Below are 12,655 nucleotides of genomic sequence, written 5' to 3'. Positions count from 1 at the left end.
AGGGCGTTACCCGGTGCGTTCCGCGGCCGGCCCGCTCCGGCCGGCACTCGCCCACGGGACGCCGATCTCGGAGAACAACGCCAGCCGGTCCGCGGCCACGGCAACCTCCTCGCCGATCCCGCGGACCACGGGGTGCCGGCTCGCCCCTTCGCCCGCCGTGCGGATCCAGCCCGCCGGGATCCGGGCCGGCGACGGCGCGTCCCGCACCGCCTCGACCACCGACGCGAACGCGCGGGTGGCCGGCAGCGGTGCGAGCAGCGGAACGCCCTCGGGGTCGAGGCGGTGGGCGACCAGGTTCCGCAGCAGGTCCACGGGCTCGCCGAGGTGCACCCGCTCGTCGTCGAGCTCCAGCCGGTGGCTCTTGTACCAGAACTTCGCGCGCCCCTTCGAGCCGTGCACCACCACGTACGGCTCGTGGTCCTGTTCGGCGCACAGCGACGCGGCGACGACGATCTCGGGACCGCGCTCGAAGCGGATGCGCAGGCACGCCGTGTCGTCGGCTTCGATGTCGCGCGTGCCGTACAGCTCGAGGGCGATCTCCGCCGGGTCGCGCCCGCCGACCCCGCCCACGAGCAGCGCGGTGGCCACGGCGTGGGAGAACGGGTTGGTCAGGGCGCCGTCGACCACGGCTTCGCCGTCCAGCCACCGGCGGCCCGCCCAGGGGTTGCGGCGGTAGTAGGCGTCGGTGCGGATCCACGCCCCGGCCGCGCCGACGCCGACCACCTCGCCGAGCTTCCCGGCCGCGATCGCCGCCCGCAGCACCGGCAGGGCCGGGGACCCGAAGCTCTGGAAACCGGTCTGGCACGCCGAGCCGTTCTCCGCGGCGAGCCGGGACAGCGTCCGGAACCCGGCCAGGTCGAGCACCGGCGGGGTTTCCAGGAGCAGATCACCGCCCGCCCGCAGCACGGCGCCGCCGACCCGCACGTGCGCGTGCGGCGGCGTCGCGACCACGGTGATGTCCGGACGGCAGCGGCGGAGCAGGTCGTCGACCCCGACGTGCGCGGTGGCGCCCTCGGGCAGCAGCGCGATCGCGGCGGCCGAGGGCACCCGGACGTCGGCCATGCCGGCGAACCGCACCAGGCCTTCATCGTGCAGGATGCGGGCGCGGTGCAGGTAGCTGAACGCGTAGCCGGACGTGCCGACCACGGCCAGCCTCGGCGGGTCCGCGACGGTGCGGCGCCTGCTCCCCGACATGGGTCTCCGATCGGCGCGACCGGTTCCGGCCGCGCGGGAACTGACGAATGGGCAGTTCGGGAGAAACTTCCGGACGTCACGGTAGGGCGTTCGCGACAAGTGTGTCAATGTTCGGAACACTCTTTCGAATTCGTCGAAGGCCGGATACTCCGAACGGCGGTGGCCGGTTCGAGTAAGCGCTTACTCGAACCGGCCGCGCACGCTCCCGCCGTCAGATCCGGCCGACGCCGGCGCCCGCGGTGACGCTGGCCTTGACCGTCGAAACCGGTTCCAGCGTGAAGGAATACGGCGCCTTCGTCATGCTCCCGGTGCGGGTGATCTTGTTCGTGCAGCCACCGAAGGAGTTGCCCGACTCGTTGAGGTAACCGTCGACGTCGCTGTCGCCGGTCGTTTCGAGGCACACCTTCGTGGATTCGAAGACGTTGTTCTGGGCGAGGAACTGCGCGTTCATCCGCGAATGCACGGCGGAATCGGTGACCGCGTGGAAATAGTTGTCGTAGGCGTGCCCGGTGCCGAACCGCAGGCTGGGCATCCGCGAGTTGACGTTCTCGAACCAGTTGTGACTGTAGGTCACGTGCAGCTTGCCGGTGTCCTCGGACGCGTTGCTGTCGCTGTGCCCGACCAGGGAGACCTTGTAGTGGTCGTGGAACTTGTTCCAGGACACCGTGATCCCGTCGGCGGCGTGGCTGATGTCGAGCAGGCCGTCGTAGTAGTCCTTGCCGTGGTCGAGGTCGGAGGACAGGTCGTTGTGGTCGACCCACACGCGCGTGGCGCCGCGCTGGATCTGGATCGCGTCGGTGCCGACGGCCTTCGAGATGGCCAGGTTGCGGATGATCACGTTCGACGACTTGTCCACGGCGAGCCCGCCGCCGGTGAAGCCGGACCCGGACCCGACGCCCAGCACGGTCTTGTTCGACCCGATCTTCACCAGCGTCTTGCTGGCCAGGGTGATCTTCCCGCTCACCCGGACCGTGCGTGCCGTCGAGTCCGCGACCGCGCTGGTGAAGGCCGACGCCGTCGTGACGGTCACGGTCTCGCCGCCCGCGCCGCCGGTCGTGCCGGCGCCGTAGCCGACGGGCGAACTCTCGTAAGCGGCGTGCGCGATTCCGGCCGGGACCACCGCCGCGGCGAACGCGGCCGTGGCGAAAACGCGCAGGCAGAACTGGGCTTTCCTGGTCATCAGGCACCTCGAAGGGGGTGGGGACCCGCGCCCCGGGAACGGGGAACACGGCGGAGACTCCGTTCTACGATTTGCAGCAAAACCCGGTCAATGATTTGCAGGGTTTTCATCCCAAGCCCAGCCGAATGGCCCTGCGACGGCCGGATCCCCGCTGCCGCAAGGCGATCCGTTGTTGACAACCCTGCCGGGCGTTTCCATGATGTTGCGCAGAGCCTGCCGAGGAGTAGCCGTGAGCGTGACCATTCACGACGTCGCCCGCCGGGCCAACGTGTCGATCTCGACCGTGTCGCGCGCGTTCACGTCCCCGGACCTGGTCCGCCACCAGACCCGCAGCCGGGTGCTGGCCGCGGCGAGCGAGCTCGGGTATCACGCGGTCGGCGCCCCGCAACCCGTCGCCCGCACCGGGCACATCGGCATCGTCGTGTCGGACCTCGGCAACCCGTTCTTCACCGGCGTGCTCGACGGCGTCCAGGCCCGCGCGCGCCAGGACGACGTCGCCGTGCTGTTCGCGAGCAGCGACCAGGACCCGGCGACCGAGCAGAACCTGGTCCGCCGGATGGCCCGGCAGGTCGACGGCGTGGTGCTGGGTAGCCCGAGCATGACCGACGACCAGCTGCGCGCGCTCGCCGGCCAGACGACGCTGGTGCTGCTGAACCGCGAGGTGCCGGGGATCCCGTCGATCGTGATGGACGCGGCCGACGGGATGCGCCAGGCGATCGAGCACCTGGCCGCGCTGGGCCACCGCCGCTGCGCCTACCTCGGCGGGCCCCGGATGTCGTGGGCGAACCGCGCCCGCCGCGCGGGCCTGGCGGAGGCGGCCGAGCGCCACGGCACGGAGGTGGTCGAGTTCGGCCCGTTCCCGCCGGTGTTCGAGGGCGGCCTCCAGGGCGCGGACCTGGCACTGGCGGCGGACGTGACGGCGATCGTGGCCTACAACGACCTGGTCGCCTTCGGGGCCCTCGCGCGGCTGAACGCCCGAGGGGTGCCGGTACCCGACGAGATCAGCCTGGTCGGCTTCGACGACCTGGTCTTCGCGGCGATCTCGGCACCGCCGCTGACGACGATCGCGATGCCGACGGAGGCAGCGGGCCGTGCGGCGGTCACCATGCTGCTGGACCTGCTCGACGGCGCCGCCGACGAGCACGCGACCCAGGTGCTCGACACGTACCTGATCGTCCGTGCGACGACGGCCCCGCCGGCGGGCTAGCCCTCCCGGCCGAACACGTGCCGGTCCAGGAACGGGTTCCGGAACTTGCCCGCCGGGTCCAGCTCCGCGGCCAGCGTCCGGAAGTCGGCCAGCCGCGGGTAGGGCCCGGTGGTGTGGAAGAGCTTGCCCCAGTGGGCCCGGGCACCGAACGGCGCCAAGCGCTCCTCCAGCAGCGGCAGCACCGCCTCGACCTCCGGCTGCCGCGGCTGCCACGTGAAGTGGAACGCGACCCGGTCGCCCCCGTGGCACGGGCTCAGCCACAGGTCGTCGCCCGCGATCGCGCGGATCTCCGACACCAGCAGCAACGGCGCCAGCACGGCACCGATCTCCCGGACCGCCCGGACCGCGGCCACCGCGTCCGCGTACGGCACGAAGTACTCCGACTGCAGCTCGTCCCCCACACTCGGGGTGAACGCCGGCGCGAAGTGCGGCAGCCGGTCGTGCCACGGGCCCGGCGCCCCCAGCTGAGGGGTGCCGTTTTCGGCGGAGATCCCCGCCGCGTGCGCCGGGTGCCGGGGCCCGTCGGCGGGGACCGCGCCGAACAGGTCCGTCCGCGGCGTGAACGCGTCGACGCGGCTCTTGATCCACACCTGGTCGATCGTGTCGTTCGCCCAGTTCGTGAACAGGCTGACGCTGTAGCCGGCGTCCTCGATCTCGTCGAAGTGCCGGTCCGCGGCCTCCCACGGCAGGCCGTCGAAGACGTCCTGGCGCACGTCGAACGCCGGCACCACGTCGAGCGTCAGCCGGGTGACGACGCCGAGCGCGCCGAGGCCGACGACCAGCCTGGGGAACTCCGCGTGGGCGCGGGTGAACGTCCGCAGCTCGCCGTTGGCGGTGACCAGCTCGACCGCCGACACCGCCGCGGCGAGTCCCGGCTGACGGCGCCCGGATCCGTGGGTGCCGGTCGCGACGCTGCCGGCCACCGTGATGTGCGGGAGCGACGCGAGGTTCGCCAGCGCGAACCCGGCGGCGTGCAGCTGCTCGGCGAAGTCGCCGTAGCGGGCGGACCCGCCGACGGTCACCGTCCCGTCGCCCAGCTCCACCGGGACGTCGAGGGCGCGCAGGTCCAGCAGGACGCCGCCGGGTGAGTCCGCGATGTCGTTGAAGCAGTGGCGGCTGCCCAGCGCCTTGACGCGCGACGCGGCCACGACGGCTTCCCGCACCTCGTCGACCGTGCGCGGCGTCGCCACCGCGTCCGCGGCGTAGGCATGGTTCCCGGCCCAGTTCGACTCGCCCACCTGACTGTCCTTCCACCGTGCCGGATCCCCGCGTCCGACCCTACGCGGCCGGGATGATCGCCTGGTGGGTGCCGCCGAGGCCGTGCGGGCTGAGCAGGCGGCCCATCCGCTTCGGCATCCGCAGGGTGATCGCGCGGTCGAGGACGCGGGCGCCCGGGGCCGCGGCCGCCAGCCGCGTCTCGTAGGCCGGGCAGCCGGCCGGCTCCCGCAGCCAAGCCGACACCACCAGGTTGCCCTCCCCCACCACCGCGGCCGAGAGCCGCGTTTCCGGCAGCTGCGCGATCGCCGTCCCGGCGCGGTCGAGGTCGCCGGCCGCGACGTCGAGGCGGTAGCCCGCGATCACCGGCCAGCCCGCCGGGACGTGCGCGAGGTCGCAGCGGAAGTCGAGCTCGTGGTTGCGCAGCATCCGGGCGAGCGTCCGGCGCACGGCCGACTCGCTCATCCGGCAGTCGCGGGCCAGCTCGGCGTAGCTGCGCCGGCCGTCCTCGCCGAGGGACTCGACGAGCGCGCGCAGGTCCCGGTCGTCCCACTGCTGCGGGACGACCAGCCGGGCCTGCACGGCCGTCTCGTCGAGCACCGCGCGCTGTTCCGGGGCCAGCGCGTTCACCAGCCAGCCGCTGCCCTCGCGGTAGACGCGCGTGGCGACGGCGAACCGGACCTCGCGCACGCCGGGCAGCGCGCCGAGGCGGCCGGTCACGAGCCCGTCCAGCGCGTCGAGGTCGCGCGCGGCCAGGGAGAGGAACAGCGAGAACCGGCTGGTCGTGCGTTCGACGCTGAACACCGACGGCCAGCCGCACAGCTCCCGGGTCAGCCCGGCCAGGGCATCCGGCCGGCAGGCGACGTCGACGTACCCGACGGTGGTGGTCGGCGCGGTGACGTAGGCGGTAAGCCAGGCCAGCCCGGCCGCCTGCAAGCGGTCCCACCGCCGGGCGGCGGTCGTGGCATCGGTCCCGACGGCGGCGGCGATCCGCGTCCACGGCGCCCGCGGGTCACGCTGCAGCGCCTCGACCAGCGCGAGGTCCGGACCACTCGGCCGCACCGGCTCCGGCTGGGCGGCCGGGGAAACGGGCATGGCGCATTCTGACCTGATCATGATCACCTGCCAAGGGGCCGCCAGGCGAGCCGGCGGCCCCGGCCGTCCTACCGCCGCCGCAGCCGCGGCATCACGACCCCGCCGGCCACCAGCACCAGAACCCCGCCGAGCACGAACGGCAGCACCGGCACGTCGCCGGGGTCCGCCGCCGGGACCGCGCGCTCGCGGCCGCCGTAGCCGCCGCCCGCGCCGTCGCGGTCGTATGCCGAGCCCGGCAGCTTGTCCGCGTACCGCTCGTGCAGCGCCGCGCGGTAGTCGCGCACGCTCAGCGTCGTGCCCGCGGCCAGCCCGGTGACCGAGCCGTCCAGCACCGTGACCGCGTCGCCGTGCACCGCGTACCACGCGTTGACCTGCGGCTCGTGCAACAGGTAACCACCGGCCGCGGCCGCGGCGTACTTCTTCTCGTAGTCACCCGACGCGACGTTCACGACGGTCCAGGCCGCGCCCTGCCGCTCCGCCCAGACCGTCGCCGTCGTGCCGTCGCCGGTTCGCGCCGGCACCGCGACGTAGGCGAGCGCGGCCGGGACGTCCGAAGTCCCCGCGACGAACGCCGCCGTCGGCTCGTAGACCGCGACCTGGGTGCTCGGGTCGGCCTTCGCCGCCGGTGCCGCCGCCGCGTGGGCGCCGGGGAACTTCGTCGTCGCGAGCCGGTCGAGGGTGGCCTTGCCGCCGGTGACCTGGCCGATCGCGGCGGTGTCGGCCGCCGTCGGGGTGCCGGCCGGTCCGGTCGCCGCGCCCGCGGCGCCGGCCGTGGTGAGCATCGCGGCGCCGGCCAGCACGGCCGCGCCCATCGCCTTCTTCAGCACGCTCATCCCTCGATCCCGTACAGCGTGTGCGTCCACTGGAACTGGTTGTTCGACCGGTAGGTGTCGTAGTTCATCGAGTTGTACCGGCTGTTGTCCGGCCACGGATCGCCGTATTCCACCCTCGTCGCGCCACTCGAATTGTCATAGCCGTAAAGGACGTGCATGTGGCCGCCGCCGGACCGCCAGCCGATGCGCGTGCCGATCGGCTGCCCCGCGTCGATCTGGTTCTTGATGGTGGCGAAGGAAAGGACCTGCCCGTTCGAGTTGTAGGACCCGACATTCGCGAATCCCAGGGAGCGGAACACCCGCTGCTGATCGGACAGGTATCCCTGGTTGTTCGCGCAGTCGCTGCCGGATTCGTTGTGCGCGATCTGGCAGAACCGCGTCTGGGAAAGCGAATGTCCCCAGTAGTCGGCGATGGTGTTGCCGCTGGCGTCCCAGCACCACTGGTCCTTCTGCTGGGCCTGCATGGTGATGCCGAGATCGGTCCGCGCGGCGGCCGCGGCGGCGGGTGCCTGCAGCGCGACGACGGCGGCCGCCGCGGCCGAGACCGCCGCGAGTCCACGCAGGACTCCTGATGTGGTTTTCACGAAGTGGTCCTCCAGCCGGTGACGATTCGACGTGGTGGCACGGAATACTCCGCGCCCGGCCGGGGAACCGGTACCTACTAAGGGAGGATCACGTTGGGAGGGAACGGTTCCGGCGGATCCCGGCAGTTCCCGGGTGCCGGATTCCGGCATCCGCCGCGGCCCGCCGGGTGGATTCCGGCGGGCCGCGGCGGCGGGTCAGCCGACCGTCGTGGTGCCGAGGGTGGCGTCCTGGTCCGGCGGGTCGAGCGTCAGGTCGACGTCGAACTCGCCGAGGCTGCTGTCGGTGACGACGTGGGTGGTCGCCGCGGAGTCGACGCTGCTGGTCGCCTCCCCCGCCGGGGTGCCGGCCGGGATGGTGAAGTCGACCTGGCCCTGCGCGGTGAACTTCAGGCTGCCTTCGGCGGGGACCGGCGTCTCCGGGATCGGCAGGTCGATCGGGATGGCCACCGACTGCCCGCCGATCGCGACGTTCACCTTCGACGCGATCGTGCCGGAGACTTTGGTGGCACCGACGAGGCGCAGGCCGTCACCGGCGGCCTGACCGGCGTCGACGTCGAGGCTGAACGGCACCGAGACCGGGGTGCCCGCCGTCGCGGTCGCGGGGATGTCCGCCTTGACCACCACGGTGACCTGCTGGTCGCCGATCAGGGGGAAACCGCCTTTGTAGGTGAGCGACTTCTCGGCCGCCGCGGCCGGTCCCGCGGAAAGCACCGCCACCGCGCCCGCGAGCAGCGTGGCCAGCCCCATTCCCAGGAACCGATTTTTCCGCACGAGGGTTTCCGTCATCGCTGGGTCCTTTCGTCGTCGAACGGCGTTTCGGATGCTAGGCGGAAACTTCCCAACCGGCCATTACGCATTTTTTGTGGCCCGGAAATTTGTCACGCGTATCGGCGGCGCGGACATTGTTTTTTGTGAAGTGCGTGAGAGCGCGGGTGTAGTGGCCGTGTAGGGGCCGCGCGCAGGGTCGTCCCGGTCGCAACCCCGTCCACTGAGGGAGATCCACCCATGCGCAGCATCTACCCGGCGGCGGCGCTCTCGGCCGCCCTGCTCTTCGGCGGCGCGACCGTCGCCACGGCCGCCCCCGCGCCGGCCGACGTCTACGCGGAGGTGACGGCCGCCGACATCGCCGACCCGGCCGCGGTGATCGTCGACTCGCCCGCCGAACTGGCCGCCGCCCGGACCGCGACGCAGGCGATCGCGTGGTACTCGAGCCGCAACGGCAGCACGGCGTACCAGGGCTACTGCGAGAAGGCCGCGCGCCTGGCGTGGAACCGCACGACGCACCACGCGAGCGCGATCGAGCACTGGCGGTCCTCCGACGGCGCCCGCCACACGACGGGCACCCCGCCGAAGGGCGCGTTCGTGTTCTGGAACATCTCGGCGTACGGCCACGTGGGCATCGCGGACGGCAGCGGCGGCGTCTGGGCGACGAGCGTCAACGGCGCGATCGGACACGCGAAGCAGAGCTACTTCGGCAGCTACCTGGGCTGGAAGCCGGGCAACAGCAACTGATCCGCCGCACTGGGGGTGCGGTGGCCGGGCGCGGGGCAGCGTCCCCCCGGCCACCGCCCCGGCCTAGCTCCGCGCGGCCGAGGGGGTCCGTCGCCGCTGCACCTGCTCCAGCAGTTCCAGCCCGGTCGTTTCCCCTTGCCGGTTCCCGGTTTCCCGGAACACCCGCAACGCGCGGTCGCACACCCCGCGGGCCTGGACCGGCTCGCCCGCCGCCAGCAACGTCTGCCCGATGCCCAGCAACGCGTACGCGCTGCACCGCTCGTCGGTCAGCTCCTCGAGGATGCTCAACGCCAGCCGCAAGCACGTCAACGACTCCGGCAGCGCTCCCGTGTCCCGGTGGAGCGTGCCGAGCTCGGTGAGGACCTTCGCCTCGCGGTGCGGGTCGTCGATCTCCCGGGCCAGCTCACGCGCCTGGCGCAGCCACGAACCCGCCTCCGCGAACGAACCCAGCGACGCGTACGTCGTCCCCAGGGAATTCCGCACCTGCGCGACACCCCGGCGGTCGCCGGCCCGCTCCAGGCCGGCGAGGGCCCGGCGGTAGAAGCCGAGCGCCTCCTGCGGCCGGTCGCGGACCCGCGCCACCGTGCCGAGCCCCGCCACCGCGAGCGCTTCCCCGCGCACGTCGCCGAGCGAGGCGAACAGCGAAGCCGAACGCTCCATGTCCGTCACCGCCGCCGCGTAGTCGTCGTGGTACAGCCGCACCTGGCCGAGGCCCCGGTGCAGGACCGCCGCCCCCGCGACGTTGCCCGCCGCCTCGGCCGCCGCCAGCGCCGTCAGATGGCTGCGGCGCCAGTCGTCGTACGCGCCGCGCAGGTCGTAGAACGGGACGGCCGTCGCGGTCAGCTGCCAGGCCAGTTCGTCCAGGCCGGCGTCCGCGGCCAGCTGGACCGCGGCCGCCAGCAGCTTGCGTTCCGCGGTGAACCAGCCCAGCGGGTCGGCGCCCGGCCCGGCCGTGGCGACCGGCTCGCCGACCGCCGGCCCGGTCATCGCGCCGAACGCCGGGGGCAGGCCCGCCGCGGCCGTCTTCGCCATGGCCAGCAACACCGTCAGCACCCGGGCGAGGGTCTCGCGCCGCGCCGATGAAGGCTCCGCCGCCAGCAGTTCCGCCGCGTAGCACCGCAGCAGGTCGTGCAGCCGGTACCGGGGAGCGCCGCTGGAATCCCGTCCCGCCAACGCGACGAGGTTCGCGTCGACGAGCACGTCGAGCACCTCGTGCGCGCCGTCGCGGTCCAGCAGCGCGTCGACCACCCAGCTCGGGAAATCCTGCGCGCCCAGCACCGCCGCGCGGCAGAACGCCGTCCGCGCGTCGGCCGGCAGCTGCCGCAGGCTCAGCTCGAAACTCGGCCGGACGCCGAGGTCGCCGACGCGCAGTTCGCTCAGCCGGCCGGCTTCGTCGGCCAGCCGGTCGTGCAGCGTGCGCAGGCTCCACGCCTGGCGCCCGGCCAGCCGCGCGCCGGCGATGCGGATCGCCAGCGGCAGGTACCCGCAGCAGCGGACGATGGCCGCCGCCTCGGCCGGCTCGCCGACGACCCGGTCGACGCCCGCGACCCCGGCCAGCAACCGCGAAGCCTCGTGCTCGCCGAACACCGTCAGCTCGACGTGCTTCGCGCCCGCCAGCTCGGGCAGCCGCCCACGGGTCGTCGCGAGCACCGCGCACCCGGCGTCCCCGGGCAGCAGCGGGCGGACCTGCGCGGCGGTCGCGGCGTCGTCGAGCACCAGCAGCACCCGCCGGCCGGCCAGTCGCGAACGGAACAACGCGGCCCGCTGGCCGAGGCCCGCGGGGACGGTGTTCCCGGTGACGCCCAAGGCGTGCAGGAAGTCGGCGAGCACCTCGGCCGGGTCGCGCGGCGTGCCGGTGCCGGCGAGGTCGACGTACAGCTGCCCGTCGGGGAACCGGTCCGCGACGCGGTGGGCGACGTGCATGGCCAGCGCCGTCTTGCCGGTCCCGGGTGCCCCGGTCAGGACGACCGGCGCCGGGCCCAGCGCGGTTTCCAGCTCCCGGACGTACTCCGCGCGGCCGGTGAAGTCGGGCAGGTCCGCGGGGAGCTGCCGCGGTGGCGGCGGAACCGCCGGCGGCGCCGCAACCGGTTCGCCCGCGAGGATCGCGGCCTGCACCGCCCTCAGCTCCGGCCCTGGCTCGACGCCCAGCTCCGTGACCAGGCGTTCCCGGGCGGTCGTGTACGCCTGCAGCGCTTCGGCCCGCCGGCCCGCGCCGGTGAGCGCGAGCAGGTACTGCTGCCAGAGCCGTTCCCGGTACGGGTGTTCGGCCAGCAGCACGGTGAGCTCGGCGATCGCCGGGTCGTGCCGCCCCAGCCGCACCTGCAGCGAAAGCCGTTCCTCGACGGCGGCCAGCCGGTTCTCGGCGAGCCGCCCGAGCTCGGCGTCCCAGGCGGGCGTGCCCGGCAGGTCCGCGAGCGGGTCGCCGCGCCACAGCGACTCCGCTTCGGCGAGCAGCTTCAGCGCCGTCTCCGGGGTGGCGGCCCGCGCGGCGTCGGCGACGAGCCGGGTGAACCGGTGGGCGTCGACCACGCCGGGGTCGACGACGAGCGAGTAGCCGGGCCCCTGCGTGCGCAGGATGGGCCCCTCCGGCAGCAGCCGGCGCAGCCGCCACACGTAGGTCTGCAGGTTGGCGGTCGCGGACGTCGGCGGGTCGCCCGGCCAGATCGTGTCGACCAGCTGCCCGGGCGGGACCGTCCGGTTCGCGTTGAGCAGCAGGTGGGCCAGCAGGACCCGCTGCTTCGCCCCGCCGAGCGGCACCGGCCTCCCGTCGACCGTCACGACCAGCGGTCCGAGCAGGTGGAACCGCACTTCAGGACCCATCGAGCACCCCGTTCCCGCGGCCGCCCCCAGGCGGAACCAAGCAGCGGGACTGTAGCCGGGCGAGGCCGCGGCCCGTGAGCGGTTCGCGCACATTCGAGACAGCGAGCCAGAACATGGCGCCCGGTACGCCGGACAGCTCACGACGAAAGTCGCGTTTTGGATCAACCGACTATCGGCGGGTTCCGGAGATTCACCCACAGCAGTGACGGTAGGTGCGTCCTTCACTACACGTCACCGCGAGACCCCGGTCCGCGGCAGGAGGTTGATCCTAAAGTGCGTATCGCGCGAACCGGCGTAGTCGTCTCCGGTGTTTTGCTCTCGGCACTCGCGGCCGCAGCACCGTCCCTGGCCGCCCAGCCGGCCATCATCGACGGCAGCAATGCCGACTCGCTCCACTCGGCGGCCCGGATGTTCGCCGGTGGCCAGGAGATCTGCTCGGCGACGATCATCGCGCCGGACTGGGTCCTCACCGCCCGCCACTGCACGCAGGGCGCGAACGGCCAGGCGATCAGCTTCCACGTCGGCGACCTGGACCAGACGAAGGGCACCACGGTCAACGCCACCTCCGTGCACGAGGCACCGGACTCGGACATCGCACTGGTGCAGATCGACCAGCAGGTGCAGACCGAGTACGCGCCGCTGGGCAGCGAGGGCGACGTGAAGGTGGGCGACCAGGCCGAGGTCTACGGCTGGGGCGCGACCTGCACGGACAAGCCCGAGATCGAGTGCCAGTCGCAGCTGCTGAAGGTCGCGAAGGTCAGCGTCACGTCGATCGACTGCCCGGACGGCGCGGCGGGCGTCTCGGTGTGCGCGAACCGCGGCGACGGCATCACGGCAGGCGGCGACTCGGGCGGCCCGATGTACGCGAACGGCAAGCAGGTCGGCGTCGCCTCGACGAGCGACCGCCAGTCGTACACGGCGTACATCAACATCACGAAGTACCGCGACTGGATCTCCCAGACCGCGGGGGTCTGAGCCGTTCGGCCCGCGCCCGCCGCGTCCACTGTGGACCCGG

At 73.1% G+C, this 12,655-nt stretch carries 11 protein-coding genes; 3 read left to right on the top strand and 8 right to left on the bottom strand.

The features are described 5' to 3' along the window. Positions 1 to 6 precede the first annotated feature (6 nt). Positions 7 to 1,194, bottom strand: coding sequence for a Gfo/Idh/MocA family protein (locus QSK39_RS33665; protein ID WP_285481893.1), 1,188 nt, complete (start codon positions 1,192 to 1,194; stop codon positions 7 to 9). Positions 1,195 to 1,405: 211 nt separating this feature from the next. Continuing rightward, a complete protein-coding gene (locus QSK39_RS33660) occupies positions 1,406 to 2,374 on the bottom strand; it encodes a pectate lyase family protein (protein ID WP_285481892.1) in 969 nt (322 codons plus the stop codon). A gap of 229 nt (positions 2,375 to 2,603) precedes the next feature. Here QSK39_RS33660 and QSK39_RS33655 point away from each other — a divergent pair, with 229 nt between their 5' ends. Next, on the top strand, positions 2,604 to 3,581 hold the full coding sequence (locus QSK39_RS33655; RefSeq protein WP_285481891.1) for a LacI family DNA-binding transcriptional regulator: 978 nt from the start codon (positions 2,604 to 2,606) through the stop codon (positions 3,579 to 3,581). Here the strand turns inward: QSK39_RS33655 and QSK39_RS33650 are convergent. The 5 genes from QSK39_RS33650 to QSK39_RS33630 all read right to left on the bottom strand — a co-directional run bounded on the left by QSK39_RS33650 (position 3,578) and on the right by QSK39_RS33630 (position 8,094). Further along, a complete protein-coding gene (locus tag QSK39_RS33650; protein WP_285481890.1) occupies positions 3,578 to 4,819 on the bottom strand; it encodes an FAD-binding protein in 1,242 nt (413 codons plus the stop codon). The genes QSK39_RS33655 and QSK39_RS33650 overlap by 4 nt on opposite strands. A gap of 40 nt (positions 4,820 to 4,859) precedes the next feature. Continuing rightward, complete coding sequence (locus QSK39_RS33645) at positions 4,860 to 5,891, bottom strand: Lrp/AsnC family transcriptional regulator (RefSeq protein ID WP_285481889.1); 1,032 nt, start codon at positions 5,889 to 5,891, stop codon at positions 4,860 to 4,862. A 68-nt stretch (positions 5,892 to 5,959) separates the two neighbouring features. Continuing rightward, positions 5,960 to 6,724, bottom strand: a complete 765-nt coding sequence (locus tag QSK39_RS33640) for a hypothetical protein (protein ID WP_285481888.1) — start codon at positions 6,722 to 6,724, stop codon at positions 5,960 to 5,962. Next, on the bottom strand, positions 6,721 to 7,308 hold the full coding sequence (locus tag QSK39_RS33635) for a papain-like cysteine protease family protein (protein ID WP_285481887.1): 588 nt from the start codon (positions 7,306 to 7,308) through the stop codon (positions 6,721 to 6,723). Before QSK39_RS33635 ends, QSK39_RS33640 begins: the two co-directional genes overlap by 4 nt. 195 nt (positions 7,309 to 7,503) lie before the next feature. Continuing rightward, positions 7,504 to 8,094 (bottom strand): DUF6801 domain-containing protein, encoded by a 591-nt coding sequence (locus QSK39_RS33630; protein ID WP_285481886.1) that lies wholly within the window; start codon positions 8,092 to 8,094, stop codon positions 7,504 to 7,506. Positions 8,095 to 8,313: 219 nt separating this feature from the next. Here QSK39_RS33630 and QSK39_RS33625 point away from each other — a divergent pair, with 219 nt between their 5' ends. Then, positions 8,314 to 8,820 carry a hypothetical protein gene (locus tag QSK39_RS33625; protein WP_285481885.1) on the top strand — a complete coding sequence of 169 codons (507 nt, stop codon included), beginning with the start codon at positions 8,314 to 8,316 and terminating at the stop codon, positions 8,818 to 8,820. Between the two features lie 63 nt (positions 8,821 to 8,883). Here QSK39_RS33625 and QSK39_RS33620 read toward each other — a convergent pair whose 3' ends face one another. Then, on the bottom strand, positions 8,884 to 11,640 hold the full coding sequence (locus QSK39_RS33620; RefSeq protein ID WP_285481884.1) for an AfsR/SARP family transcriptional regulator: 2,757 nt from the start codon (positions 11,638 to 11,640) through the stop codon (positions 8,884 to 8,886). Positions 11,641 to 11,913: 273 nt separating this feature from the next. Between QSK39_RS33620 and QSK39_RS33615 the strand changes: the two genes are divergently transcribed. Next, the gene (locus QSK39_RS33615) at positions 11,914 to 12,615 is read left to right on the top strand and encodes a S1 family peptidase (RefSeq protein WP_285481883.1); all 702 of its coding nucleotides are present in this window, start codon (positions 11,914 to 11,916) and stop codon (positions 12,613 to 12,615) included. The last annotated feature ends 40 nt before the right edge of the window (positions 12,616 to 12,655 follow it).

It is taken from the genome of Amycolatopsis sp. NBRC 101858 (assembly GCF_030269325.1).
Lineage (GTDB): Bacteria > Actinomycetota > Actinomycetes > Mycobacteriales > Pseudonocardiaceae > Amycolatopsis > Amycolatopsis ponsaeliensis.
This window is presented reverse-complemented; position numbering and strand designations above follow the sequence as displayed.

Bases quoted from the DNA above. Each gene is read 5' to 3' on its own strand.
- QSK39_RS33625 (WP_285481885.1), top strand. From the start codon at position 8,314: ATGCGCAGCATCTACCCGGCGGCGGCGCTCTCGGCCGCCCTGCTCTTC.
- QSK39_RS33640 (WP_285481888.1), bottom strand. From the start codon at position 6,724: ATGAGCGTGCTGAAGAAGGCGATGGGCGCGGCCGTGCTGGCCGGCGCC.
- QSK39_RS33665 (WP_285481893.1), bottom strand. From the start codon at position 1,194: ATGTCGGGGAGCAGGCGCCGCACCGTCGCGGACCCGCCGAGGCTGGCC.
- QSK39_RS33645 (WP_285481889.1), bottom strand. From the start codon at position 5,891: ATGCCCGTTTCCCCGGCCGCCCAGCCGGAGCCGGTGCGGCCGAGTGGT.
- QSK39_RS33660 (WP_285481892.1), bottom strand. From the start codon at position 2,374: ATGACCAGGAAAGCCCAGTTCTGCCTGCGCGTTTTCGCCACGGCCGCG.
- QSK39_RS33630 (WP_285481886.1), bottom strand. From the start codon at position 8,094: ATGACGGAAACCCTCGTGCGGAAAAATCGGTTCCTGGGAATGGGGCTG.
- QSK39_RS33620 (WP_285481884.1), bottom strand. From the start codon at position 11,640: ATGGGTCCTGAAGTGCGGTTCCACCTGCTCGGACCGCTGGTCGTGACG.